The following is a 26134-nucleotide window of genomic DNA, read 5'->3' as shown; positions in this document are numbered from 1 at the left end:
CATCCGGCATCTGCAACGAAAACGGCCGGCCCCCGTGGGGACCGGCCGGATCTTGGAGCAGAGGAGTTGCTCAGGCGCCTTGCAGGGTCTTGGCGACCTCGGCGGCGAAGTCTTCCTCTTTCTTCTCGATGCCTTCGCCGACGGCGACGCGGGCGTAGCCGGTCACTTCCAGCCCGGCCTCGGCCGCGGCCTGGGCCACGGTCACGTCGGGGTTGATGACGAATTTCTGGCCCAGCAGCGTCACTTCCTCGAAGAACTTCGACATGCGGCCGACGATCATCTTTTCGATCACCGCCTCGGGCTTGCCCGATTCGCGGGCCTGCTCGGTCAGCACCGATTTTTCACGCTCGACCAGCGCCGGGTCCAGGTCGGCCTCGGACAGCGAGGCGGGCGAGGTCGCCGCGATGTGCATCGCGATCTGCTTGCCCAGCTCCTGCGCCTTGTCGGCGTCGCCCTTCAGCGCGACCAGCACGCCGATCTTGCCCATGCCGGGGGCGGCGGCGTTGTGGACATACGAGACCACGTGGTCGCCACGGACCGCAACCATCCGGCGCAGAGTCATGTTTTCGCCGATGCGGGCGATGGCGTCGGTCAGCACTTCGCTGACCGGCTTGCCGTTCAGCGGCGCGGCGGCCAGCGCCTCGGTCGAATCGACCGACAGCGCGGTCCGGGCGATGTCGCCGACCATCGACTGGAACTCGGCGTTCTTGCCGACGAAATCGGTTTCCGAGTTCACCTCGACAGCGACGCCCTTGCCACCCTCGACGGCGACGGCCACCAGACCTTCGGCGGCGATGCGGCCGGATTTCTTGGCGGCTTTCGCCAGGCCCTTGGTGCGCAGCCAGTCGACCGCGGCTTCCATGTCGCCCGAGGTTTCCTGCAGCGCCTTCTTGGCGTCCATCATGCCGGCGCCGGTCGATTCGCGCAGCTCTTTCACCATCGCGGCCGTGATAGCCATGGTCATCTCCTTGCTTGAACGGGTCAGGCGGGGAATGCCCCCGCCTGCATGTGGTTGGGTGCCTGCGGCCGGTCGCGGCTTACGCGTCGACGGCGCTGGCCTGTTCCTCGGCAGCGGCGGCGGCTTCGTCCCCGGACAGATCGTCCAGTTCCTCGGCCGGCAGCTCGGCCAGCGCACCCAGGTCGACGCCGGCGGCGCCCATCTGCGCGCTCATGCCGTCCAGCGCGGCGCGGGCCACCAGGTCGCAGTACAGCGCGATGGCGCGGGCGGCGTCATCGTTGCCCGGGATCACATGCGCGATGCCCTTGGGCGAGCAGTTGGTGTCCACGATCGCCACCACCGGGATGCCCAGCTTGTTGGCTTCCTGGACCGCGAGGTCTTCCTTGTTCACGTCGATCACGAACAGCAGGTCCGGCAGGCCGCCCATGTCGCGGATGCCGCCCAGGCTGGCCTGCAGCTTGGCCTGCTCGCGCTCCATCCCCAGGCGTTCCTTCTTGGTCAGCCCTTCGGCGCCCGAGGCCATCTGCTCGTCGATCTGCTTGAGCCGCTGGATCGACTGCGAGACGGTCTTCCAGTTGGTCAGCGTGCCGCCCAGCCAGCGGTGGTTCATGTAGAACTGCGCGGATTTTTCCGCGGCATCGGCCACTGCGCGCTGCGCCTGGCGCTTGGTGCCGACGAACAGCACCCGCCCGCCCTTGGCGACGGTATCGCGGATCACCTGCAGCGCCTGGTCCAGCAGCGGGACGGTCTGGGTCAGGTCGATGATATGGATGCCGTTGCGGTCGCCATAGATGTATTCGGCCATGCGCGGGTTCCAGCGCTGGGTCTGGTGGCCGTAGTGAACGCCAGCTTCCAGCAGCTGACGCATGGAGTATTCGGGAAGCGCCATGTCCATGTCCTTTCCGGTTTGCGCCTTGGGCAAGGGATCAGGGGTCGCCCCCAACCGGTGGACCTGAACGGATGTCTCCCGCCCGCGGCCCGCCCTTGCCTGTGAAGTGCGCGCCACATATGCGCGATCGCCGGCGATTGCAAGCCTTGGCGGCGATTTCCGCGCGCCCGGGGTGGCGGGGCGGCGGGGCGGCGGCGCCCGCCCTGCCCGCCCCCGCCCCGCCGCGCCCCGCACGAATACGGGTTGCGGGCCGCGACGGCTTGCACTAAACGACCCGGACGGCACCCGTAGCTCAGCTGGATAGAGTGCTGCCCTCCGAAGGCAGAGGTCACAGGTTCGAATCCTGTCGGGTGCGCCATTTCAGAACAGAACTACACCGCGTTTCATACCAGAAGCGGCGATTAGCGTTCGCAGCAATTCCGATTTCGATCCCATGATGCGAATCTCGTCGTCGGCAATCTCGACGCGCTGCGCCAATGCGCGCCGCCCTCTCAAGCTCTGACGCTATTGTGGCTGACGGCAGCAATGCGCGCCCCTACGCCCCGAACTGTTGCCCGCAGGTCCGGTTGATTTTCACAATTTCGCGACAGGCGCACGGCGTGCCCCACTCTTGACCTGCGTCAACGAGCTCGAAGCCTTCGAGCAATACACAAAGCGCAATGGCCACTACAAAAAGAACCTGCCACGATGCGACATATCAAGTTCACCTTCTGGGGCGCTCTGGCGCTGTTGACCGTTTTGTGGTTGGCGGCAGAACCAACAGTGTTCCAGACAACCGGCTTCTTCGCGTTCCGTGGGGTGATAGTCCAGTACACCGGCATTATTGCCATGGCAGCCATGAGCATCGCCATGATTCTGGCACTACGGCCGCAATGGCCGGAACGGTGGTTCGGTGGGCTGGACAAGATGTACCGCCTGCACAAATGGCTGGGCATCACGGCTCTCGTCGTCGCTGTGATCCACTGGCTTTGGAGCAAGGGGCCGAAATGGGCCGTAGGCTGGGGCTTGCTCGAGCCGCCGGTACGAGGCGAAAGACCGCCCCTGGAAAATACCATCGAACAATTTTTCCTGAGTCAGCGCGGGACAGCAGAGGGTGTAGGCGAATGGGCATTCTACGCTGCCGTACTGCTGATTGCGCTGGCACTTATCAAATATTTCCCTTACCGGCCGTTCTATAAAACGCACCGCCTGCTGGCCGTCGTCTATCTGGTACTCGTGTTCCACACTATTGTCCTGACCACGTTCAGTTATTGGATGTCGCCAATCGGGGCGGTAATGGCATTGCTTCTTGCGGCAGGGACTTGTGCGGCGGTTGTGGTTTTGCTGCGCCTCGCCGGCGCAAGACGGCAGGTTCGGGGCAAGATCGTCTCTCTCCAATACTACCCAGGTGTGAAGGCTCTCGAGATTGAGATCGAGGTGCTCGAGGGCTGGCCCGGCCACAAGCCCGGCCAGTTTGCGTTCGCCATGTCTGATAGCGCCGAAGGGGCTCATCCCTACACGATCGCCTCTGCCTGGAACGAAAAGGATCGACGCATCATCTTTATAACCAAACAACTCGGCGACCACACCAGCCGCCTGCGCGAGAAGCTGAACGTGGGCCAAGAGGTCAGGATCGAAGGGCCATATGGCTGTTTCAATTTCGAGAACGGTCAGCCCCGGCAGATCTGGATAGGCGGCGGCATCGGCATCACGCCGTTCATCGCCGGCATGAAGCATCTGGCGCAGGAACGACACGCACATCCAGACCATCCTCATCCAGTAATCGACCTGTTTCATACGACTGCCGAATACGACGAACAGGCTATCACCAAGCTGACAGAGGATGCGGCGGCAGCGGGAATCCGCCTTCATGTCCTGGTTGATTCCCGCGACGGCTTATTGACGGGCGATCGCATTCGTACGGCTGTGCCGGATTGGCGCAACGCCAGCATTTGGTTCTGCGGTCCGGCAGGGTTCGGTGAGGCGCTCCGACAGGATTTTGCCGCACAGGGACTGCCAGTCGCGAAGCGGTTCCATCAAGAGCTATTCGCCATGAGGTGACCACTAGCAGGCCGGTGAAATAACGCGGATCCACATATGTGCGCTCTGCGCCGTCCGGCGCAGAGCGGGTTTCGACAGGAGGCATCTTCGCCGTCGAGGCCGTTCACCTTTAGGCAACCAGCAACCTTGACAATCGTGCCAGGTTGCTGGCGGTCATGATGTCGATGGAACAGGATCTCGGTTGACCTTAATTTCAATGTTGGGCGTCCTGAACTCTGGGTATCTGTCCCGGAAAAGTCGGCTGATCGCTTCGGGGAAGCCTTCAGTCCGCCCACCATCGCGATCAGGATCTCCTGTAGGATCCGGTTTTCCAATTCACTCATCACCGAGAGCCGGAGTTTGGCGCCTTCATCTTCGCCGACAGAGCCGCGCAAAGCCGCGAGATCGGGAAAATGCGACTAGATGTCCCGGACTGTTGATTTTCACCCAGAACTGAGCCGGGTTTTCCATCGAGAATTGAGCCACCTCTGACTATGGATTGAGGGTCAAGCTGGGGTCAAGGCATGTGACGTCCCCTCCTTTTTCTGGGCTGCTGCGGCTGAACTGGCCTTGAAGCGGAAGCTGTCGTTTCCGGTCTCCAGGATGTGGCAGCGATGAGTAAGCCGGTCGAGCAGCGCGGTGGTCATCTTGGCATCGCCGAAGACCGTCGCCCATTCGCTGAAGCTGAGATTGGTGGTGATAACGACGCTGGTGCGTTCGTAAAGCTTGCTCAGCAGATGGAAGAGCAATGCACCGCCGGAGGCGCTGAAGGGCAGGTATCCCAGTTCGTCGAGGATCACGAGGTCGAGGCGGGTCAGGCTTTCGGCGACCTGCCCGGCCTTGCCCCTGGCTTTCTCCTGTTCGAGGGTGTTGACCAGTTCTATGGTCGAGAAGAAGCGAACCTTTCGGCGGTGATGCTCGATGGCTTGGATGCCGAGTGCGGTCGCGACATGGGTCTTGCCGGTGCCCGGCCCGCCGATCAGCACGATATTTTCGGCGCCGCTCATGAACTCGCAGCGGTGCAACTGGCGCACCGTCGCCTCATTCACCTCGCTGGCCGAGAAGTCGAAGCCCGCCAGATCCTTGTAGGCAGGGAAACGCGCGGCTTTCATGTGATAGGCGATGGAACGGACTTCACGCTCAGCCAATTCGGCCTTCAGCAGCTGCGACAAGATCGGGATGGCGGCTTCAAAGGCCGGGGCGCCTTGCTCGATCAGATCAGTGACAGCCTGCGCCATGCCATGCATCTTCAGGCTGCGAAGCATGATGACGATGGCGCCGCTGGCGGGATCATGACGCATGGCGGCCTCCGGCGATTTGGGTGCGCAACCCGTCATAGCGCTCGACATTGGCCTTGGGCTCACGGCGCAGGGCCAGCGCGTGTGGCGTATCCAGCGGCGGTCCCCCCACCACCTTGCCGTCGACCAGCCGGTGCAGCAGGTTCAGGACATGGGTCTTGGTGGGCACGCCCTCGGCCAGGGCCAGTTCCACGGCGGTGAGCACGGCTTGCTCATCGTGATGGAGCACGAGAGCGAGGACATCGACCATCTCGCGATCACCACCGGGCTTGCGTAACATGTGCTCCTGCAACTGCCGGAAAGCCGGCGGCAATTCCAGGAAGGGCGCGCCATTCCGAAGCGCCCCGGGCTTGCGTTGCACGACCGCCAGGTAATGTCGCCAGTCATAGATCGTTCGCGGTGGTAGCTGGTGGCTGCGCTCGATGATCCGCCGGTGTTCGCACAGGATGTTGCCCTCGGCCGCCACGACCAGCCGGTCCGGATAAATCCGCAGGCTGACAGGCCGGTTCGCAAAGGGTGCCGGAACGCTGTAGCGATTGCGCTCGAAGCTGATCAGGCAGGTGGGCGAGACGCGCTTGCTCTGCTCGACGAAGCCATCAAAGGCTGTGGGCAACGGCATCAAGCTCGCCCGCTCCTCGCCCCAGACATCGGCGATCGAGCCCGGCAAGGTGCCGTGTGCCGTCTCGCGCCACAGGTCCTGACAGCGCTGCTCCAGCCAGACATTCAGCGCGGCAAGGTCGGGAAAGTCCGGCATCGCTTGCAAGATCTGGTGGCGGGAATCCCGGACGTTCTTCTCGACCTGCCCCTTCTCCCACCCTGCCGCCGGATTGCAGAATTCCGGCTCAAAGACATAATGGTTTGCCATCGCGAGGAAGCGGATGTTGATCTGCCGTTCCTTGCCGCGGCCGACGCGATCCACCGCCGTCCGCATATTGTCGTAGATCCCGCGACCGGGCACACCGCCGAAGACGCGGAAGCCATGCCAATGGGCATCGAACAGCATCTCGTGTGTCTGCAAGAGATAGGCGCGAACCAGAAAGGCGCGGCTGTGCGCCAGCTTGATATGGGCCATCTGCAGCTTCGTGCGCTCGCCGCCCAGAACGGCAAAGTCCTCGCTCCAGTCGAACTGGAAGGCTTCGCCTGGGCGGAAAGACAGCGGAACGAAGGTTCCGCGCCCCGTGGTCTGCTGCTCACGCTGCCGATCTGCCCGCCATTGCCGTGCAAAGGCTGCAACCCGGCCGTAAGAGCCGGTGAAGCCGAGCGCCTCAAGATCGGCATGCAATTGCTTCAGCGTCCGCCGCTGCTTGCGCGACTTCCCGGCCTCGGTCTTCAGCCAGCCGGCCAGCTTCTCGGCGAAGGGGTCAAGCTTGCTCGGCCGCTCCGGCGTGGCAAAGGTCGGCTCGATCGTGCCCGCCGCAAGATGCTTCGTCACGGTATTCCGTGACAGTCCCGTGCGCCGCGCAATCTCGCGGATCGACAGATTCTGCCGCAAATGCATTCGTCGGATGATGTTCAAAAGTCCCATGTGGATCACTCCGTTGCCCCCGCCGCTCACTGCGTTGGGGAAAGGTTCACATGGCTCAATTCTCAGTGAAAATTATGCGCCTACCCGGCTCAGTTCTGGGTGAAAATCAACAGAGCTCGGATCAATAACAACTTCAATCGAAGATTCCTCGATCTTCCCGGGATCAAGCTTCAATACTGCACTAATTTCACTGAATCTCGCAGTATAATTGGAAATTCCGTTGTGCTTGACCGACCACAACAATATCGCATGCGTTGGGTCCAGCTCATAAGTGCCAGCAGGAGCTTGCACCTGGACATTCGACTGCAGATCTTGTGCAACTACGGAACTAGATGCAGCTCCGATCAATGCGGAAGCAACGAAAATTGACGCTACGGCCTTGGTGACGACCTTCATATCAACAGCATCCTTTGGTGGGATAAGAAGCGGGCGGAAACTTAGCGGATATCGTTATTTTTTTAGTTGATATTCATCAAGATGTCGTCCTGCTTTTAGCCGACAGCAGTGCGACAAAGCGAAGCACTCCAGAACGCGCATTTTCTTCATCGGTATCTTTTGTTTTCAGTCTCCTCCTACGAATTCAGGTTCAGGGAACCTTCATATGATCAACGCCAGACATAATAACACCCGCACTCCTCGAGAGCGCGCGGGCCGCGCAACCGCAGCAGATGCCAGTGAGTCAGGTCACGCTGCCTGCCGCTCACCGGCAACGATCGTATACTTCACAACCATTCCCATACCGGCCTGCGCAACAGGTTATTATCCGGTTGAAACCGGCACAAATTGAGGAAGCAGCACGACCACGACGCCCCCTCATTTTCACAATTTCAGCGGATTACATTTTCTCGCGTGGTTCGAAATGTGCTCTCATGAGGGTACCCCCGCCGATGCGGAAGTCGATGACACCATTGACGTCGCGCAAGCTGACGCGGGCGGCCACGGTCGCCTCCGTGGCCTTCAGCATTTCATTCGCGGGCATGGCACCTACAACCAATAAATCTTCCGATGTGGCGGAATATTGGAGGCGCCCCGGTTCAAGGTTGAGCAGCACCCGCCGCCCGTGTCGGTCATGGTCAGGCGGCCAGGGGTTGCGCGACGACGGCGGGTCGTCGTCGTTACCCGCGGCCTTCTGTAAGTAGCGCGCGAGCCCCTCCGCGCCCGTGGGTCGAGAGGTGGAAGACCTTCACCGGGCAGGAATCGATGCAGCCGCCGCAGTTCTGGCAGTCTCCGGACAGGATCAGGGGGCTGCCCTCGCCTTTCAGCGCGGGGACGATCACATGCGGCTCGGGGCAGATGTTGAAACAGGCGCCGCAGTCGGTGCAGGCATCGCGGCGGGCGGCCGAGACCCGGACGACCGAGGCCCGGCCGACCAGCCCGTAAAAGGCACCGACCGGGCACAAATGGCTGCACCAGGCCCGGCGCGCCACGACCAGATCCAGCAGGAACACCGCGAGGATAATGGTCCAGCCAAAGCCGATGCCGGAGATCAGGCCGCGCTGCAGCAGGCTGACCGGGTTGACGAACTCCCACGCGATGGTGCCGGTCAGGCCCGAGGCGACCAGCGTGGCCCCGAGGATCACCAGCCGGCTGCGCCGGTCCAGCTTGCGGTCCCGGGTCAGGCCGGTCTTTTCGCGCAGCCAGTGGGCGGTGTCGGTGACGATGTTCACCGGGCAGACCCAGCCGCAATAGGCGCGGCCGCCGACCACCAGGTAGAGCAGCAGGATCAGCAGGGCGCCGACCACCACCGGGGCGATGGGCACGGCCCCGCCCGCCAGCGATTGCAGCAGCACATAGGGATCGGCCAGCGTCACCACCCCGCCGATGTCGCTGGCGGCGAAATTACCGCGAACCAGCCAGATCCCCGCCATCGGCCCCAGCATGAACGGCCCCAGCACCCAGACCTGGCAGAGCCGGCGCAGCAGCCACCATTTATGCGCGGGCAGCAGCCCGCGGGAAGCGACCGCCAGCTTGCGGCTGTCCGAGATCCACCAGCCGATCACGTCGCCCGCCCGGCCCGGTTGCGGCCGTCGCCGCCAAGGCCCAGATCGCGCGGCAGCACCCGGATCGAGGCGTGGCCGGTGACGCAGTGCTTCTCGCAGGTGCCGCAGCCGGTGCAATGCGCGGAATGCACGGTCGGGACCATGATCTTGCGGCCGTTGAACTCGCCCTCCTCAAGCGTGATGGCGTCGCCGCGGATCGGGCAGACCCGCACGCAGATGCTGCAATTCATGCCCTTGTAGTTCAGGCAGTCCTCGTGCCCGACCAGCACCGCGACCCCCATGTCCGCGTCGCTTATGGCGATGTCGCGGTCCAGCGCCCCGGTGGGGCAGGCGCGCGCGCAGGGCACGTCGCGGCACATGTAGCAGGGCACCTCGCGCGGGGTGAAGAACGGCGTGCCGACGGCGGGTTCCTGCCCCCATTCGGCCAGCGACAGCGTGCCATAGGGGCAGGCCTGCACGCACAGGCCGCAGCGCACGCAGGCCGACAGGAAGTCCGGTTCCGGCTGGGCGCCCGGCGGGCGAAGGGCGCGGGCGTCGGCCTGGTCGGCCGAGCGGACCAGCGCCGCCAGCGACAGTCCGCCCAGACAGACCGCGCCGGCGGTGCGGGCGACCTCGGCGATTGCGGTCCGCCGGTTCATCTTGCGTTTGCCGGATGCCATTCTGCGCCCTCCTTCCCGGGGTGCGTGGTCCTGGGGTGCGTGGTCGTCACCTGCCGGCGGCGGCCTCCTCTCTTGCGCGTTTCTGTTCGGCCAGCAGCGGCTCGTAGCGCCGGTCGGTCAGGGTCTCGAGAAAGGCGACCAGCGCATCGATGCGCGCATCGTCCAGCATCAGCCCCGACTGCAACTCGGTCAGCGACAGGTTCTCGGCCACCTCGGGGTCGCCCCAGGGCGCGCCGGTTTCCGGGTTGATCTGCGACTGCGGCCGGCGGCTGGTGTATTTGTTATAGAACAGAACCGCGGTGCGCAGGTCGCTGAACACGCCGTTGTGCATGTAGGGGCCGGTCACGGCGACATTGCGCAGCGTCGGCACCTTGATCCGCCCCGCCTGGGCCGGATCGTCGATCCCCGGCCGCGACAGCAGCCCCTGATCGACATGCCCTGCGCCCAGCCCGTTCACCCGGCGCACCTTATGGTTCACCGGCACGCCGATATTGTGGAACTCATAGCTGGTGAAGGTTTCCTGCGCAACGAAGCTGGGTTGGCGGACCTGATGGCAGAGCCGGCAGTTCCAGGTGATGAACACGGTGTGGCCGAACTCTTCCTGCGGGGTCAGGGTGGCCTCGCCGCGCAGATAGCGGTCGAACCTGGAATCGAAGGGCGCGAACTCCTCGGTCTGCTGATAGGCGGCCAGCGCCGAGGCCGCGTGGTCGAAGGCGCGGTCCACATCCGCCAGCGCATCCTCGCCGAACAGCCCGGCAAAGGCGGTGCGATATTCGGGGCTGGCGCGCAGGCGGGAAACCACCGTCTCGCGATCCGGCATCGCCATTTCGGCCGGGTTCAGCATCGGCTGGCCGGCCTGGTCGCGCAGGTTGTCCGCGCGCCCGTCCCAGAACTGCCCGCCCTTGAAGGCGCCGGGGGCGGTCTGGTGGAAATCGGGGCTGAACGCGGCATAGGACAGGGTCGGGGTGTTGCGGTCGCCATGGGACACGCCGTCGTCGCCCAGCGACACCGCCCGCCCGGCCGTGGTTTCCCGCGGGTCGGTAAAGGCAAACTCGGGGTCGTGGCAGGTCGCGCAGGACTGGGTGCCGTCGCGCGACAGCCCGCGGTCGTGGAACAGTTCGCGCCCCAGCGCCGCCAGCTGCCCTTCGTCGCGGGGCGAGGGGTCATGCCGGCCCTGCTCTGGCGTCGCCGCCAGCACCACCCCGGCCGCGGCAAGCAGGACCGGGGACAACAGGACCAGGGCGCGCGGCAGCGGTGGCCTCGTCATCACCCTACCCTCCCTCGACCAGTTCGGGGACAGGCGGGCGGGCGGCGGGCGCGCGAGAGTCTTGCCGCGCCCGGATCTCGCCGACGATCAGGCGATGCGCGGCCAGGTCGGCAAGGTTCGCCAGCACCGCAAGGCGCCGCTGCCCCGTCAGATCGTCCAGCACCGGCAGCAGCACCCCGTCCGCGCCGACCAGCCGCTCATGCTCGGGGCGCAGCGTGGCGACAAGCTCGGGCAGCGACAGGTCCAGCAGCTGGTCCGACAGCGCCAGCGCGCCGGCATGGACCAGCATTTCCTGGGTGACGCGCAGCGCCCCTGCCCCGCAGCCGGCCATGGCGGGATGGCGAAGCGCCGCGACCAGCACCGCGAACCCCGCCAGCAGCCGGCTGGCCGCATCGGGGGCGTTGCGGGCGCGCTGGAACAGCTCGACCACCGGCGCCAGATCCGCGTCCAGCGGCGACAGCGCCGCATGGTTCACCTGCATCGCGCTTGGCCGGAACGGCGTGCAGCGCCAGCGCGCGCCATGGGCCATGTCCGCGACCCGCCAGCCGGCGATGGCCATGCCGCGGCCGATCTCGACCAGCCAGCGCAGCATCCGGCGCTGCATGTCGGCATGGGTCAGCTCCAGCGCCTCGGTCGCAGAGCGGGCCGGCAGGCGATAGATCACCTCGGCCAGCTTGCCGGCCTGGTTGGGATGCAGGCTCAGATACGCATCCGGCAGCTCGGGCCCGGCCGGCAGCTCGGCCGAGCCCTCGTCCGCCACCAGGTCCAGCTCCCACGCCTGGGTGACCGGGTTGCGCAGGAAGAACCCGACCACGAAATCCCGCGGGCGCGGATCCGCCTGCGACAGCCGCAGGGTGTCCCTGCGGCTGTCGGCCTTGAGCGAGGCGCGGATGTCGTAAGGAATCCACATCCCGACCGGCCTATTCGACGATGACCTTGCCGCGCATGAACGGATGCGGCGTGCAGAAATACTCGAAATCACCGGCCTCGTTGAAGGTGATGGCGTAGGCCTGATCCTTCTTCAGCATCTCGCCCCGGAAATCCCCGTCGCCGACGATGCCCTTCTTGAAGGCGACGTTGTGGGGCATCACCTCCTTGTTGACCCAATAGACGGTGTCGCCGGCTTGGACGGTCAGTTCCGGCACGTCGTATTTCATCTTGTCGATGTTCACGACGATGGCATCGGCCGGCACTTCGGCGGCCGCCACCGGCGCCTCGGTCAGCACGGCGATCCTGTCCTGTGCAAATGCTCCGGTGGCGCTGACGGCGGACAGCAGGAAAGCGGCAAGCGCGGATCGGAACGTCATTGCGGAAATCATGGAAACCTCCTGGGGGAATTGGACCGGGCGAACCGCCGCCCGGCCAGGATCGTCAGCTGGCGCGGCCGACGATGGGCGAGATGGTGCAGTGATAGGTCATGGCGTCATCCTCGGCGCCGAAGCACCAAATGATGTCGTTGGCGAATTCCGGGCGATAGACCGGCAGCTCGCCCTCGGTGTTCAGGCAGGGGCAGCGGCCGGGCATGTTGGTGCCGCAGCAGTCGCGATAGGCGATCAGGTAGCTTTGCCCGTCGGTCGGGTTGTAGCAGCTGGCCACCCAGGACGCCGTCGCCAGCTTGGTCCCCGGCGGGCAGTTGGTCAGCGACCCGCCCGAGCAGTCGCAGATGTTGCCGTCGATGGAACAGTGCCGCCAGTAGTCGCAGGACTGGATATCGGTGTCCTGCGGCTGCCACTTGGCGCGCGGATCGCTGCCCTCGGCCGGCGTGGCGGCATTGGCGCGGCTGACGCGGCCGCGGCGGTCCACCGGCAGCAGCGGCACCAGCGCCACCCCGGCCAGCACCGTGCCGATGCGGCCGATGGCGCCGCGGCGGCTGGTGCGGCCGGCCACCCGGCGCGACATCTTCTCGACCATGGAATCGAACCTGAAGTTCCCCAGCATCGTTTATCCTCCCTCTGCTTGGGATTGCGTGGAATCGGCCGGGTCAGGCCGCGGTTTTCTTGCGGCTGGCCATGAACTGCTGCAGCGAGGCAAAGCCGGTCTTGTCGGCCTCGAGCAGGCTTTCCAGATGCTCGCGGGTGTTGGTCAGGCCCTTGGCGCGGATGATGCCGCCGGCATCCAGCAGCACGCCGTAGGGGATCTTGCCGACCTGGAAGGCCATCCCCAGCTCGGCCGAGACGACATAGCGGATCTGGCCAAGCTCGTGGGTCTTCAGGAACCGGGCGTGTTCCTCGGGGGCGCCGTCGCTGATCATGACCACGCCGATATTCTCGGCCCGGGCAATCGACTTGATGATCGGGAACAGCTTGTCGCAGACCGGGCAGGTCGGCGCGGTGAACATCAGCAGCGTCGGGCGTTCCGAGGCCCCGCCGATATGGACCGGGCGGCCGAAGTAATCCGGCAGGTCGAACTCGGGCGCGTTGTCGCCGATGTCGGGGCCGTGGTCGGTGATCATCGCCCCCATGGGCGAGGAGCGTTCGTGCAGCAGCCCCACCTGCCGCATCAGCCCCAGCATGACCACGGTCACGCCCAGGAATGCGACCCACAGCAGGATGTTGGAAACCATCAGGAACGTCATGTCAGCGACCTTTCACGGCAGCGGTTGAGGGGCGCCGGGCGGGCAATCCGCCCAGCATCGAGGCGCTGAGATAGAGAAGGATCAGGACCAGTCCCGCGATGATGCCGGTGGCGGCATCGACCAGCCCGGCCGCGCGGGCGCCGGGCAGCGCGAGCGCCGCGGCCAGCGCCATCGCGCTCAGCACGGCGTTGCGGGCGACCATGGCCCAGCTGATCCGCTGCTTCATGCCGTTGCGGAAACAGCCGCAGTCGATCTGGGTCCGCCCGCGCAGCACGTTGATCGCGATGGCAAGGCCGAACCCGGCCAGCAGCAGCGCCGCGGCCAGCGCCGCAGGCCCCGCCAGCGGCGTGATCAGCAGCCCCGCGGCCACCGCCAGCTCTGCCACCGGCAGGACCATCGCCACCGCCCTTGCCAGCGCATCGGGCAGCAGGCGGAAGTTGCGAACCACGCCGTAGAACTCTTCCATGCCGGTCAGCTTGGACAGCGCCGCGGTGGCGAACAGCGCCGCGAGAAAGCTGCGCAATGCCCAGTGAAGCAGCGGTTCTTGCACGAGCTGCTGCATGTCACGCCCCCATGTCATGGGTCATGAGGATCTGCGGACCGCGGCCAAGCTGGTCGACGCTGCGCAGCTCCTGACCCGAGGCGGCGTCGTAGATGTGCAGGGTCCTGCTGCCCGACGACAGCCCGTAAAGCAGCGGCTCGGCATCCTGGCTGACGTTGATCGAGTCGATCTCGTGCCCCAGTTCCAGCATGTCGATCCGCTCGCCGGTCGCGGCGTTCATCACCACCACGAAGCGGCTGGCGGTCTTGTGGCGCCATTCGTCGCGCTGGTCGACCAGCAGGTAGATGCGGTCCGAGGGGCGGTGATAAGCGGTCTGCTGCCAGCCGCCGGGACGCCAGTCGTCGGCGCGCTCGGCCTCGGTCAGGGCCTCGAAGGGCGGGCGGAAGTTCACGCCCTCTGCCGTCAGGTCCATCTGGAAGATCTTGCCGGTATAGGTCGGCCAGACCAGCCGCCCCGAGCGCAGGGAAAACGCCGGGTGGTTGATCAGCAGCTCTTCCTCGGTGTGGAAGACCTCGGTGTTGGTGACCTCGGTTTCGCCACCTGCAAAATCGACGCGGGCCAGGCTGCCGTCGCGGCAGTTCATGTAGAACACCGTCGGAGAGGCGGGGAAGATGTGATAGCAGTCCGGCACATCCAGAAGCCGGTCGAACTTCTGCTCTTCCAGGTTGACGACGCCGACGGCGGGCGCAGGCGAGAACTGGTAATACAGCAGGGTCTTGTTGTCGGGGGTCAGCGCGTTCATCCACTGATAGGTGCCGACCAGGAACCGCTGGGCGTCGTCGGGAATCGCGATATCCGCGATCGGCCGGAAGGTCTCGGAATCGAAGACCTCGACGTAATCCTCGCGGTCGCCCCGCGCGATGCGCGACCAGACCGAGCTGACCTGCGCAAAGAAGGACCCGTCCTCGGCCGCCAGCGGATGCGGCAGGAAGCCGCCGTCCGTCATGCCCAGCACCCGGCCGCTGGCGCCGTCGATGACATATTGCTGGGTAACGGCGGCGAAATGCGCCGGGTCCTGGACATAGACGCGCCTGGTATCGGGGGGCGGGGCCTTCAGGATCACCGGCTCGTCCGCCTCGCCGGCGGCAAGCGCCGCGGCAGCCTCGGCGGCGGCGCGCTGGCCGTGGGTCTGGCCGTCGGCAGCAGCCGCGGCCGCCGCTTCGGCATCCTCGGCGGGCTCGGGTCCGGTCTGGGCCTGCGCGGCCCCCAGGGCCAGGACCGAACAGGTCAGCCCGGCGCCGAGCAGCCTCAGATAGCCCGGGGTCGATTCACGTGGAAGAGCAGCCATCGTTTCCTCCCTTGGATGGCACCCGGAACCGCAGCGACGGATCGCGGGAAAGGATTTCAGGGTCGTGGGATGTCAGGGCGGGTGCGTCAGGCCAGCGCCAGCACCGCAAGGGCCGCGCCGATCGCCGTCAGGATCGCGCCGTCGGCGATTGCCGCGCGTTCCTGATGCCGGCCCAGCCAGGACTGGATCTGGTAGTCGCTGACCGGAGCCAGGTTCACCGCCACCGGCAGATAGCGGCCCAGGTTGAACACGGCGATGATCGCAATGGCGTGGACGATATTTCCGGTCAGCACCGCCGCCGCCGTGGTCATGTACAGCAGGGGCGTCTGGACATAGGTCAGGTAATCCAGCCCCAGCGACAGGCCGTAAAGCCCGCCGACCACCCATTTCGGAAACCGCTGCCTTGCGTCATGGGGCACCTGCGCGCGGCGCTGCGGATAGGGCACGCGCAGGAAATCCAGCTGGTGCGCGCCATAGGCCAGCCCGATCAGCGCCAGCAGCGCCAGTCCAAAGCCGGTCGCGACCCCGGAAAACCCGGCCAGCACCCCGATGGCGCCCAGCAGCGTCCCGAGGATCACCGCCCCCGCCGCATAGCCCAGCCCGTGCGCCGCGAATGTCGGCAGCCAGTCCAGCATCGCCCGCGGGCCCTTGCCGGTCGGCCGCAGCAGCGAGATCGAGGAATACCCGCAGGGCGACCAGGTGGACAGCACCCCGCCTGCAAAGGCGGCCGCAACCAGCAGCGGGGCGACCATCCCCGCGTTCATGGCGAACCCCGCCCCGGCGCCTGCGGCCATACTGCCGGCCAGGATCGCCAGCCGCCGCGTCCTTGAAAACTGTTCGGGAAAACTGACGCAATCCGGCACGCCGGTCACGTAATCCGGGTCGATCCCGACCTCACCCATGCTGCTCACTGGACGCCTCCTCCTCATCGGGTCCCCAGGGCGAACTGCAGCCGGCGCATTCTCGGGAACGCGGACGGCTGCCGTCACCCTGGATGACCCGACAGTGAGACAAGATGTCGCATCGGAGAAATTGCTAAACATGCAGCATGGGGCTGCAAAAATGCGGGTCGGGCGCGGAGTCGGATATTATTTATGTAAAATATAGCGTTAGTTTGAACCGCACCGCGGCGGGATGCGCCCGGAAAGCCGTATTTTAGTATGAGGGCGGGACCTGCGCGGGCGGGGCGTCGAACAGATCGGCGCACCATTCCGCGATGCGGCGGGCCAGCGGATCGTTGCGCAGATGCGGCTGCGTCAGCAGCCAGACCTCTCGCGCGGCGACGTCCGGCACGATCTCGAACGTCGGGGACTGCAGGAACTCGCCCAGCATGAAATCCGGCAGCACCCCGGTGGCGGTGCCGCTTTTCAGAAACCGGCGCATGATCTCGAGACTGGCGGTCTCGAGCCGGACGCTCCGCGCGGGCGCATGGCTGGAAAGCGCGTGCATCTCAGGCATTTCGCCCAAGGCGTCGGGATAGGCGACCAGCGCGGGCGTGCCGCCCGCCCCGTCCTTCGGCCGCACCAGGCTGAACGAGACCACGCCGACCTTGCGCATCAGAAAGGTACCCTGCCGCGGCCGGTTCAACCGCAGGGCGAAATCCGCCTGCCAGCGCGACATGTCGACATTCCGGTCCGAGGTGTCGATGGCCAGGATCAGCCTGGGCAGGTCGGCGAGCAACCCGGCCAGATGCGGCGCCAGGCAGTATTCGGCCAGCGCGGCGATGGTGGTCAGGCGGAACTTGCGACTGGTAAAGTCGGATTCGCGCAGTTTCCGGGTGGCGTCCTCGGCGGCCGCCGCCATGTCGTGCAACTCGGCCAGGATGGCCCGGCAGGCATCGGTGGGCTGGCGCTCTCCGTTCACCGCCTCGAACAGGGCGCGCCCCATCAGCCGCTCGAGCCGCCCGACCCGGCGGCTGACCGTGGTTTCGTTCATCCCCAGCAACCGCGCCGCCCGGGTGAACGAGGCGGTGTCGCAGACAGCCGAGACGATGCGGAAATCGTCCCAGTTCAGCGTCGATTGCTCTGATTGCTGCATGATGCTCCCCGGGATTCGCTCATCGACTCGGACTTTCGCCCAAGTTGCAAAAAAGTAAATGGAACCGGGACATGCGACCTTACCGCGGGCGCGAAGGGCGGTGACCTTGCGGGGATGGTGAGCGGCCGGCGGCATGGGGCGCCGTCAGGCGGCAGGCGCAGGACGCCGCGGCCGCGCATGGAACGCCCCTCGGGCGGCGAGGGTTGAGAGGCAATGATCTGGCAACCGGAAACCCCGATGCGCTTCGTCCTTCCCCTTGGTCTGGCTTTCGCCTTGGCGGCCCCGGCGGTCGCCGGGCCGCAGGCAGAGCGGTATATCGACGACCGTTCCTCGCCCGAGCGGGTGGTGGTCTCGCTCTACAACGCCATCAATCGCGGGGAATACCTGCGCGCGTGGAGCTATTTCAAGGCGGACACCGCCCCTCCGCTCGGTGATTTCAGCGCCGGCTATGCAGACACCGCCCAGGTCGAGCTGCGCCTGGGCGAGGTGCAGACCGAGGGCGCCGCCGGCTCGATCCATTCGCTGGTCCCGATCGCCCTGCAGGCCACCGGCAAGGACGGCACCGTCACCGTCTTCACCGGCTGTTACCGACTGACCCAGGTCCAGCCCGGCGCCCAGGGCGAGCCGCCGTTTCGCCCGATCCAGATCGACGACGGCCGGCTGGAGAAAAGCGACGCCTCCTTCGACGCGGCGATGGGGCGGTGCGAAGCGCCCTGAGCGGGCCGGGGCCGGTTGCCTGTCGGCCGATCCTCAGGCGCCCCGGGCGGTCAGGTCCAGATCGTCCACGCCTTGCCGATGCAGGCCACTCTCCCATCCCCTCCTGGCTTCCGACGAATGGTTGTATTTTCCGAACACAACCAAAGCACGCCAAAGGATATATTGCGGCCTCGATCCCCCGGCAGCCGCTTACCCCCGGCGCGTTTCCAGCAGCGACTTGACCACCAGCGCGATCACCGCGATCAGCGTCAGCACGGAGGAGGCGGCAAAGGCGCCGACCATGTTCAGATCGTTGAACAGCAGCTCGATCTGCAGGGGCAGCGTGTTGGTCTGGCCCCGGATCGAGCCCGAGACCACCGAGACCCCACCGAACTCGCCCACCGCGCGGGCGGTGCACAGCACCGCGCCATAGACCAGCGCCCAGCGGATATTGGGCAGCGACACAAGCCGGAACACCTGCCAGCCCGATGCGCCCAGCGTCAGCGCCGCCTGTTCCTGTTCGGACCCCTGCGCCTGCATCAGCGGCAGCACCTCGCGCACCACGAAGGGGGCGGTCACGAACATGGTGACCATGACGATGCCCGGCAGCGCGAACAGGATGCGGATGTCATGGGCCATCAGGAACGGCCCCAGCAGCCCCTGCCGGCCGTAGAGCAGCAGATAGCAGATCCCGGCGATGATCGGGGAAATCGAGAACGGGATCTCGATCAGCGTCAGCAGCAGCCGGCGGCCGGCAAAGCGGAACCGCGCGATCACCCATGCGGCGCAGAGGCCGAAGACGATGTTGACGGGCACCGCGATCACCGCGACCAGCGCGGTCAGCCCGATGGCGTGCAGGGTGTTCGGCTCGGTGATATTGGCGGCGAACACCTGCCAGCCGGCCGCGAAGGCGCGATAGAAGATATAGGCCAGCGGCACCACCACCAGCAGAGCCGTCAGAGCCAGCGCCGCCCCGATCAGCAGCCGCCGCATCGCGATGTCGTGGCTCAGCGCGGCGCGGGCGCTGTCCTGCGGGGTGATGGCCGTGACGTTCATGCCGCATCCGCCTTGTAGCGCAGCGCGCGCGATTGCAGCAGGTTCGACACCGCCAGCAGCGCCAGCGCGATCACCAGCAGCACCAGCGCGATGGCCGCGGCGCCGTTGTAGTCGTATTCCTCCAGCCGGATCACCGCCAGCAGCGAGGCAATCTCGGTCTTCATCGGCAGGTTGCCGGCGATGAAGATGACGGCACCGAACTCGCCCAGCGAGCGGGCGAAGGACAGGGTGATGCCGGTCAGATAGGCCGGGAAGATCACCGGCAGCACCACGCGCCGGAAGATGGTGAACGGCTCGGCCCCCAGCGTGCGGGCGGCCTCTTCGATCTGGGGGTCGAGATCCTCGAGCACCGGCTGCACCGTGCGCACGACGAAGGGCAGCGAGGTGAAGGTCATCGCGATCACCACCCCCGCCAGCGTATAGACCACCTGGATGCCCAGGGGTTCAAGGATCGCGCCATACCAGCCGTTCCCGGCGAACAGCGCCGACAGCGCCAGCCCCGCCACCGCCGTAGGCAACGCAAAGGGAATGTCCATCAGCGCGTCCAGCACCCGCTTGCCCGGAAACTGGTAGCGGACCAGCACCCAGGCCATCAGCAGCCCGTAGACCGCATTGATGACGGTGGCGATCGCCGCTGCGGTCAGCGTCAGCCGTAGCGCCGCCAGGGTGCGCGGCGCGGTCAGGATGTCCCAGAACCGCGCCGGCCCGATGCCCGCCCCCTTGACCACCAGCGCCGCCACCGGGATCAGCACGATGATCCCCAGATAGGTCAGCGTCACGCCCATGGTCAGGCCGAAGCCGGGCAGCACGCGCCGCTGCCGCGCGGGGGAAAAGCCGGGCATTGCAGGGCTCATCGGGCAAGGCTCATTGGTTCACGAACACCTTGTCCAGCAGCCCGCCTTCGGCGAAATGCTCGTCCGCGACCCGGTCCCAGCCGCCGAAGGCCTCGTCGACCGTGACCAGCTCCAGTTCCGGGAAGCTGTCGGCGAACTCGGCCTGCACCGCCTCGTCATGGACGCGATAGAAATATTCGGCCAGGATCCGCTGCCCCGGGGTGGAATAGAGAAACTCGAGATAGGCCCGCGACACCTCTTCGGTGCCCTTGGTGCCGGTGTTGCCGGTCACCACCGCCACCGGGAACTCGGCCATCACGCTCAGCGAGGGGGTGACGCGCTCCAACCCCATCTCGGCGTATTGCCGAGCGATGCCGCCGGTCTCGGCCTCGAAGGTCACCAGCACGTCGCCGATTTCCTTTTCGGCAAAGGTCGCGGTCGCCGCACGCCCGCCGGTGTCGAAGACCGGCACGTTCGAGAACAGCTTGCGCACGAACTCTTCGGTCTGCGCCTGGTCGCCGCCGTATTGTTTCTGCCCGAATGCCCATGCGCCCAGATAGGTGTAACGGCCGTTGCCGCTGGTCTTGGGGTTGGGGAAGATCACCTGCACGTCGTCGCGGGTCAGGTCGTCCCAGTCCTGGATGTTCTTGGGATTGCCCTTGCGCACCAGAAACGCCGGCAGCGAGTAATAGGGCGAGGCGTCGTTGGGATAGGCCTCGCGCCAGCCGGCATCGACCAGCCCGCCCTCGGCCAGCACGTCGATGTCGGTGACCTGGTTGAAGGTGACGACATCGGCGGGCAGCCCCTCAAGGATCGCGCGCGCCTGTTTGGACGAGCCGGCATGAGACTGCTCGATGCTGACCTCGCGGCCGGTCTTTTCCTTCCATTCCGCGGCAAACGCCGGGTTGACGGCGGCGAAAAGCTCGCGCGCGATGTCGTAGGACACGTTCAGGATGCTGTCCTGCGCCGCGGCCGGAAACGCCAGCCCAAGGCTCAGCGCGGCAGCCAGAAAGCTGGTTCTCATCTCAGGGACTCCTTGCTGGAATGATCGTATCGAAGGGGGACGGGGCGGCTGTCGGTGGCGGGGGTTTCGGCGGGGGTGCCGTCGCGGAACACCTGCCCGGCCTCGACCCGCAGCGTCACCCGCTGGCCCAAGGACAGATGCAGGCCGCGCCGGCGCGGCACCTCGGTTTCCACCGCCAGCCCGCGGTCGTCGGTCAGCTGCACATGCAGCAGCGCCCCGGTCGAGCTGATCGCGGCCACCCGCAGCGGCCCGTCCTGCGCGGGCACCGGGGCCAGGTCGGCCGGGCGGGCGAACAGTATCGCCGGCCCGTCCGCCATCGCCCGGCGCGGCAGCGCCGCGGCGTCCAGCCCCGGCGCCTCGACCCGGCCCGCGCGCAAGCGGACCGGCAGCTCGACCGACAGCCCCAGGAACCGGGCGACAAACGGCGTCGCCGGGTGGTCGTAGATCTCGTCGGGCCGCCCGATCTGCTCGATCCGCCCTGCCCCCATGATCACCACGCGGTCGGCCAGCTCGAACGCCTCTTCCTGGTCGTGGGTGACAAAGATCGAGGTGGTTTTCGAGCTTTCCAGCACATCGCGCAGCCAGCGCCGCAGGTCGCGCCGCACCAGCGCGTCCAGCGCGCCGAAGGGCTCGTCCAGCAACAGCACGGCCGGCGAAATCGCCATCGCCCGGCCCAGCGCGACGCGCTGGCGCTGCCCGCCCGACAGCTCGGCCGGAAAGCGGTCGGCCAGCGCGGAAATCTGCAGAAACCGCATCAGCTCGTCCACCCGCGCCCGGATCGCGGCGGCCGAGGGCCGGTCGCGGCGCGGCAGCACGGTCAGGCCAAAGGCGATGTTGTCGCGCACCTTCATGTGGGGAAACAGCGCGTAATGCTGAAAGACGAAGCCCGCGCGGCGGTCCTGCGCGCGTTTGGCCAGCCAGTCCTGCCCGTTCACCGTCAGGCTGCCGGTATCGGGCCAGTCCAGCCCGGCGATGATCTTCAGCAGCGTGGTCTTGCCCGAGCCGGACGGACCCAGCAGCGCGACCAGCTCGCCTTCCGCGATAGCCAGGTTGATGCCGCGCAGCACTTCGGTGCGGTCAAAGCGGCGGGTCAGATCGGCGATCTCGATGGTCATGGGGAATGGTCGTTACGGGTCTGGATGCTGTCAACGGCAGATGTCTAGGTTTGGCGTGCCGGGCTGACAAGGAACGCCGGGCGGCGGCGGCGGATGCCGGCGCGGAAAATATTCCGTTGCGCCTGAAGGACTTCCGCGGCGGGAGCGCCTTCCGTGGCCGGCACCCCGCAGCTGGTGTCCTGCGGCTGCATCCCGCTGGAATATCGTTCATTTCCGGGCCGGCCCCCATGCAAGCGCCCGCGGCGCCAGCGGCGCTTTTCCACCCGGCAAGCGCGGTCCGCCGCCCCGCGGCTTTCCGCCGCATGTTCCGCATTCCCCGCCCCCGGCCCGCGGATTTCCCCCGCAAACCGGACCACCACGGACAGGTTTCTTATTTGCCGATACGGCAGCGGCGAGAGAGCGGCCAGAGGCGAACCTTGCAGTGATGGTTCGGCCGCCGGGTTCGGATTGGCCGCCGGGAACCGCAGCAGGCAGTTTGCCAGTTGGGCCAGCGTGCAGACACGTCAGGAATCGGGTCGGGTGATCGCCCCAATTCGCAAGGTTGCCGGTCAGCCAGCGTGGAGACGCGTCAGTTCCGGCGATCGGCCGCAAGCAATCGGGCCGCCGCGGTTGGTCCAAGGGCCGGCCGCCATGGACCGCCAGGATTAGGGCCACCCCGGATTGCCGACCGGAATCCGCAGGGGAGTCCGGCCATTCGATGAAGGCCAGATCCGCGCCGCCCGACGCCCAAATCGAACGCAGGCGGCTCCACCTCTCAGTAAATCGCAAACACCTTGCGGACCGTCTCGATCACGTCCCAGCGGCCGGTCCAGCCGGGGGGCAGGATAACCAGATCGCCCGGACCGATCTCGGTGACGGTGCCGGTGGCCGCGTCGGTCAGCCGGGCGCGGCCCGAGATGATATAGGTGAACTCGGTATCGGGGCGGTTCACCACCGGCCAGCCGCCCGGGGTGCATTCCCAGATGCCGGTACTGCCCCTGGCCTCGGGCGCCAGCATCCGCATCCCCAGCTGCGGATCGCCGCTGTCGGCGCCGGCGCGCTGGCCGGCCGCGGGCAGCGCGGCGCTGATATCAGCCGCCTTCACGATCACCATCGACGTCATGGTCCCCTCCTTCTTCAACAGGGAGCTTCAGTGTGCGCCGGTCAGCGCCTCCAGCAGCCTTGCCACCCGCGACGGGCGACCGGTCAGCCGTTCCTCGCCATCGCCAAGACCGGCGGCGGTCAGGCCGAGATTCACCCCCAGCCAGCGCAGCGGCTCGCGTTCCCACAGCGGCGAGCGGTGGTTGACGATGGGCAGGCGGTTGATCGGCTCGTCGCGCTTCAGGATCAGGTTGCAGAGCAGCCGCCCCGCCAGATTGCTGGTCGCCACCCCGTCGCCGACATAGCCTCCGGCCCAGGCCATGCCGGTGCCCTCATCCAGCCCGACCGAGGGGCAGAAGTCGCGCGCGACGCCAAGCGCCCCGCCCCAGCGATGCGTGATCCGGCTGTCACGCAGGGCCGGGAAGAACTCGACCAGCGTGTCCTGCAGCTTCACGTGAATGCCATCAACCAGATCGCTGGTCATCCTCGAGCCCAGCCGATAGGGCGCGCCGCGCCCGCCAAAGACCAGCCGGCCGTCGGCCGTCATCTGCGCATAGACCCGCAGATGCCGCAGGTCGTTGAAGGCGCGGCGGTGGTCCAGCTTCAGCGCCGCCCGAAGCTCTGCGGACAGGGGCTCGGTCGCCAGCACCAGCGAATACAGCGGCACCACGCTGCGTTTTTGCCCGTGCTGCTGGCAGGTGAAGGCCTCGGTCGCCCGCAGCACGATGGGGGCGCGAAGCTGCCCGTTCGGGGTGGTGACGCAACGCGGCGCGATGCGGATCGCCGGCGTATTTTCGTGGATGGTGGCGCCCAGCAACTCGACCAGTCGCGCCAGGCCGCGCACCAGCTTGCCGGGATGGATCAGCGCGCAATGCTCGGTGTAAAGCCCACCGCTGACCCCCTGGACGCCGATCATGGTCGAGGCGGCTTGCGCATCCAGCGCCTGCCACTGATCCGGCAGCCCGAACGCGGCCGACGCCCTGACCGTGCCCGCCATCCGCTCAAGCTGCGCGTCGGAGCGCGCCAGCGACAGCAGCCCCTGCTTGGCATAATCCGCCTCGATCCCCTCGACTGCCAGCACCCGGCCGATCTCGTCCACGGTGTCGTTCATCGCCGCCTGCAGATGCAGCGCCTCGGCGTACGAGGACAACTTCGCCACCTGCTGCAACGAGACCGGAAAGATCGCCGAGGCCCAGCCGCCATTGCGCCCCGAGGCGCCAAAGCCGACATGCGCGCGGTCGATGAGGGTGACCCGCAGCCCGGGCCCGGCCTTCAGCAGATAATAGGCGGTCCACAGCCCGGTATAGCCGGCGCCCACGATGGCGACGTCGCAGTCGCTATCCTGCCGCATCGCCGGGCGGCGTGGCGCCTCCTGAAACCACAGCGGCACGTTCGGCAGCTTCAGCATTTCGGATCTGGCGGTCACGGCTGGCTCCTCGCAGCGGATTCCTCGCCAGTTAAAAGCGGCCCACCCAGTCTTGCCATTCGCATCTTGCGGACCACCGACCGATGCGATCATACAATTGTCCAAGAGCTATCCGGAGGGGTCGCGCCGATGCTGACCGTCGCCGAGCTGGTGGCGATGCGCTCGCTGGGGCTGTCGTTCCTGGCGGGCGCGTCGGGCGGGCACCGGCTGATCACCTGGGCCCATGCGGTCGATCTGCCGGACCCGTGGCGCTGGGTCTCGGCCGGGCATCTGATCATGACCGTCGGCAGCGGCATTCCCCACGACCCCGGCGAACAGGGCGACTGGCTGCGCAAGCTGGCCGATACCAATGCCAGCGCGCTGGTGATCGCGCGCAGCGATCAGGCGCCCGAGATCCACCCGCAGATGCTGACGGCGGCCGAGGGCTGCATGTTCCCCGTCATCGCCGCCAGCTTTGAGCTGGAGTTCGTGAAGCTGTCGCGCGAGGTGATCGAGCGGGTGCTGCAAGCGCAGCGCAACCGCTTCGACGCGGCGCAGCGCCTGTTCCAGGCCTATGCCGCCGCCCTGCGGGATGAACCCGACATGGCCGCGCGGCTGGATGCGCTGGGGTATCGCATGGGCATCCACCTGCAGATCGAGGACGCCGAAAGCGGCGTTCCGATCCTGCGCGGCAAGCGCACCATGCCGGCGCAGGGCAGCGTCGGCAGGTTCGAGATTCCCGGGCGGGCCAGGGCGGCGCTGACGATCCGCCGCCCCGTCGCCGAGGCTTTCGACGACATCTTCCTGATCCGGGCGCTGGTCGGGCTGCTGGGTGTCGAGCTGGAGCGGATGATGATCGAGCGCGACCACCAGCGCCGCGATGGCGAAGCGCTGCTGCGCGACCTGATCGGCGGCGAGCTGGAGCTGGGCGGCGTGCAGAAACTGCTGCATCGCCGCGGCCTCGACGGCACGCTGGTGGCCATGGCCATCGAGCCTGCCGGCAAATCCGATTGGGCCGCCGGGGAGATTCACCACGCCCCCGAGCTGCTGGGTTTTTCCCCGCTGATCCTGCCCGACGACCTGCTGCTGATGGTCCTGCCGGACCGCGAGCCGCTGCTGCGGGCGGTGGTCTCGCGGCTGGGGCCGGGCAGCCGGGCGGGGGTCAGCGGCCCGATCACCGTCGCCGGCGGAATCCCGGAAAGCATCCGGCAGGCGCGGCTGGCCCATGTGCTGGCGCGCGAGACCGGGCAACAGCTGCAACGCTATGACACCGCCGAGCCCGCGCTGACGTTGGGACCGAGAACGGTGGCCGAGGCGCGCGCCCTCGTCGCCCGCTACCTTGGCCCGCTGATCGATTATGACCGCTCGAGCACGCTGTCGCTGCTGCAAACGCTTGACGTCTTCCTGCGCAACGACGGCAGCTGGAAGGCGACCGCCGCCGATCTGGGCATCCACCGCCAGACGCTGGTCTACCGCCTGCGGCTGATCGAGCAGCTGACCGGGCTGAAGCCGACGAGCAGTTCCGGCACCGCCCGCTTCTGGATGGCCCTGCAGGCGGGGCGTGGCGCCGGATTGCTGCCGTGAGAGACCCCGCCCGGGTCAGGGGGAGATGCGGGCCAAGGCTTATGAATCCATTTACACAAAAGGAGGATTGGCCCGCTGCGCTGAACCACCCGCCTCCATGTCCTCTATGCCCTGTTCGAGGTGCGCCAGTACAAGAGTTACCGCATCCGGCTGTGCTGACCCCCCCGTTTCCGCCCCTCTCTGTCCCACGGGGAAATGATGAAGGTTCCCCTTAGCTACGCGCAGTGCTCCGGGCTTCATTGACAGACCGGGGCGGGCGCGCAA

Annotated in this window: 26 protein-coding genes and 1 tRNA gene; 4 read left to right on the top strand and 23 right to left on the bottom strand. The window is 66.6% G+C overall.

Going from position 1 to position 26134, the window contains the following annotated elements:
* Positions 1-70: 70 nt before the first annotated feature.
* Positions 71-958 (bottom strand): translation elongation factor Ts, encoded by an 888-nt coding sequence (tsf, locus tag RSP45_RS01030; RefSeq protein WP_415392899.1) that lies wholly within the window; start codon positions 956-958, stop codon positions 71-73.
* 79 nt (positions 959-1037) lie between these two features.
* Positions 1038-1847, bottom strand: coding sequence for a 30S ribosomal protein S2 (rpsB, locus tag RSP45_RS01025; protein WP_159435570.1), 810 nt, complete (start codon positions 1845-1847; stop codon positions 1038-1040).
* 281 nt (positions 1848-2128) lie between these two features.
* Here rpsB and RSP45_RS01020 point away from each other — a divergent pair.
* Positions 2129-2205: transfer RNA gene (locus RSP45_RS01020), tRNA-Arg, on the top strand.
* Between the two features lie 329 nt (positions 2206-2534).
* A complete protein-coding gene (locus RSP45_RS01015; RefSeq protein WP_415392898.1) occupies positions 2535-3887 on the top strand; it encodes a ferric reductase-like transmembrane domain-containing protein in 1353 nt (450 codons plus the stop codon).
* A gap of 485 nt (positions 3888-4372) precedes the next feature.
* Here the strand turns inward: RSP45_RS01015 and istB are convergent, their stop codons facing one another.
* The 15 genes from istB to RSP45_RS00940 all read right to left on the bottom strand — a co-directional run bounded on the left by istB (position 4373) and on the right by RSP45_RS00940 (position 17077).
* Entirely contained in the window at positions 4373-5167 is a 795-nt protein-coding gene (gene istB, locus RSP45_RS01010; protein ID WP_072464014.1) for an IS21-like element helper ATPase IstB, read from the bottom strand.
* Positions 5157-6689 carry an IS21 family transposase gene (istA, locus tag RSP45_RS01005; RefSeq protein ID WP_083539302.1) on the bottom strand — a complete coding sequence of 511 codons (1533 nt, stop codon included), beginning with the start codon at positions 6687-6689 and terminating at the stop codon, positions 5157-5159. The genes istB and istA overlap by 11 nt, the downstream gene beginning before the upstream one ends.
* A gap of 72 nt (positions 6690-6761) precedes the next feature.
* Positions 6762-7085, bottom strand: a complete 324-nt coding sequence (locus tag RSP45_RS01000) for a YceI family protein (protein WP_415392897.1) — start codon at positions 7083-7085, stop codon at positions 6762-6764.
* 439 nt (positions 7086-7524) lie between these two features.
* Positions 7525-7740, bottom strand: a complete 216-nt coding sequence (locus RSP45_RS00995) for a hypothetical protein (protein WP_415392896.1) — start codon at positions 7738-7740, stop codon at positions 7525-7527.
* Positions 7741-7804: 64 nt separating this feature from the next.
* Positions 7805-8689, bottom strand: a complete 885-nt coding sequence (napH, locus tag RSP45_RS00990) for a quinol dehydrogenase ferredoxin subunit NapH (RefSeq protein ID WP_415392895.1) — start codon at positions 8687-8689, stop codon at positions 7805-7807.
* Complete coding sequence (gene napG / locus RSP45_RS00985; protein WP_324329983.1) at positions 8686-9348, bottom strand: ferredoxin-type protein NapG; 663 nt, start codon at positions 9346-9348, stop codon at positions 8686-8688. Before napG ends, napH begins: the two co-directional genes overlap by 4 nt.
* A 46-nt stretch (positions 9349-9394) precedes the next feature.
* Positions 9395-10615: a cytochrome-c peroxidase gene (locus RSP45_RS00980; RefSeq protein WP_415392894.1), complete on the bottom strand. Its 1221-nt coding sequence runs from the start codon at positions 10613-10615 to the stop codon at positions 9395-9397.
* A 4-nt stretch (positions 10616-10619) separates the two neighbouring features.
* Positions 10620-11525: a methylamine utilization protein MauJ gene (gene mauJ, locus RSP45_RS00975; RefSeq protein ID WP_415392893.1), complete on the bottom strand. Its 906-nt coding sequence runs from the start codon at positions 11523-11525 to the stop codon at positions 10620-10622.
* Between the two features lie 10 nt (positions 11526-11535).
* A complete protein-coding gene (locus RSP45_RS00970) occupies positions 11536-11922 on the bottom strand; it encodes an amicyanin (protein ID WP_415392892.1) in 387 nt (128 codons plus the stop codon).
* 64 nt (positions 11923-11986) lie between these two features.
* Positions 11987-12553 (bottom strand): methylamine dehydrogenase (amicyanin) small subunit, encoded by a 567-nt coding sequence (mauA, locus tag RSP45_RS00965; RefSeq protein ID WP_073066397.1) that lies wholly within the window; start codon positions 12551-12553, stop codon positions 11987-11989.
* Between the two features lie 43 nt (positions 12554-12596).
* Positions 12597-13190: a methylamine dehydrogenase accessory protein MauD gene (gene mauD, locus RSP45_RS00960; protein WP_415392891.1), complete on the bottom strand. Its 594-nt coding sequence runs from the start codon at positions 13188-13190 to the stop codon at positions 12597-12599.
* Between the two features lies 1 nt (position 13191).
* Positions 13192-13752 carry a MauE/DoxX family redox-associated membrane protein gene (locus RSP45_RS00955; protein ID WP_415392890.1) on the bottom strand — a complete coding sequence of 187 codons (561 nt, stop codon included), beginning with the start codon at positions 13750-13752 and terminating at the stop codon, positions 13192-13194.
* 1 nt (position 13753) lies between these two features.
* Positions 13754-15040 carry a methylamine dehydrogenase (amicyanin) large subunit gene (gene mauB / locus RSP45_RS00950; protein ID WP_415392889.1) on the bottom strand — a complete coding sequence of 429 codons (1287 nt, stop codon included), beginning with the start codon at positions 15038-15040 and terminating at the stop codon, positions 13754-13756.
* Between the two features lie 86 nt (positions 15041-15126).
* Positions 15127-15942, bottom strand: a complete 816-nt coding sequence (locus RSP45_RS00945; protein WP_415393967.1) for a methylamine utilization protein MauF — start codon at positions 15940-15942, stop codon at positions 15127-15129.
* Between the two features lie 253 nt (positions 15943-16195).
* On the bottom strand, positions 16196-17077 hold the full coding sequence (locus RSP45_RS00940; RefSeq protein ID WP_415392888.1) for a LysR family transcriptional regulator: 882 nt from the start codon (positions 17075-17077) through the stop codon (positions 16196-16198).
* Positions 17078-17290: 213 nt separating this feature from the next.
* Here RSP45_RS00940 and RSP45_RS00935 point away from each other — a divergent pair, with 213 nt between their 5' ends.
* Complete coding sequence (locus RSP45_RS00935; protein ID WP_415392887.1) at positions 17291-17794, top strand: hypothetical protein; 504 nt, start codon at positions 17291-17293, stop codon at positions 17792-17794.
* Positions 17795-17983: 189 nt separating this feature from the next.
* On the opposite strand, the gene cysW is transcribed toward RSP45_RS00935, so the two are convergent.
* From cysW to RSP45_RS00905, 6 genes are all read right to left on the bottom strand, one after another.
* The gene (gene cysW, locus RSP45_RS00930) at positions 17984-18766 is read right to left on the bottom strand and encodes a sulfate ABC transporter permease subunit CysW (RefSeq protein WP_415393966.1); all 783 of its coding nucleotides are present in this window, start codon (positions 18764-18766) and stop codon (positions 17984-17986) included.
* Positions 18767-18825: 59 nt separating this feature from the next.
* A complete protein-coding gene (gene cysT / locus RSP45_RS00925) occupies positions 18826-19683 on the bottom strand; it encodes a sulfate ABC transporter permease subunit CysT (protein ID WP_415392886.1) in 858 nt (285 codons plus the stop codon).
* Between the two features lie 10 nt (positions 19684-19693).
* On the bottom strand, positions 19694-20686 hold the full coding sequence (locus RSP45_RS00920; RefSeq protein ID WP_415392885.1) for a sulfate ABC transporter substrate-binding protein: 993 nt from the start codon (positions 20684-20686) through the stop codon (positions 19694-19696).
* Entirely contained in the window at positions 20683-21801 is a 1119-nt protein-coding gene (locus RSP45_RS00915) for a sulfate/molybdate ABC transporter ATP-binding protein (RefSeq protein ID WP_415392884.1), read from the bottom strand. The genes RSP45_RS00920 and RSP45_RS00915 overlap by 4 nt, the downstream gene beginning before the upstream one ends.
* Before the next feature lie 754 nt (positions 21802-22555).
* On the bottom strand, positions 22556-22903 hold the full coding sequence (locus tag RSP45_RS00910) for a cupin domain-containing protein (protein WP_415392883.1): 348 nt from the start codon (positions 22901-22903) through the stop codon (positions 22556-22558).
* A gap of 27 nt (positions 22904-22930) precedes the next feature.
* Positions 22931-24307: an NAD(P)/FAD-dependent oxidoreductase gene (locus RSP45_RS00905; RefSeq protein WP_415392882.1), complete on the bottom strand. Its 1377-nt coding sequence runs from the start codon at positions 24305-24307 to the stop codon at positions 22931-22933.
* Positions 24308-24436: 129 nt separating this feature from the next.
* On the opposite strand from RSP45_RS00905, the gene RSP45_RS00900 reads away from it, so the two are divergent.
* Positions 24437-25870: a PucR family transcriptional regulator gene (locus RSP45_RS00900; RefSeq protein WP_415392881.1), complete on the top strand. Its 1434-nt coding sequence runs from the start codon at positions 24437-24439 to the stop codon at positions 25868-25870.
* Positions 25871-26134: the final 264 nt, after the last annotated feature.

Source organism: Paracoccus sp. SJTW-4, from assembly GCF_047716885.1.
In the GTDB taxonomy this organism is placed as follows: Bacteria; Pseudomonadota; Alphaproteobacteria; order Rhodobacterales; family Rhodobacteraceae; genus Paracoccus; species Paracoccus solventivorans.
This window is presented reverse-complemented; position numbering and strand designations above follow the sequence as displayed.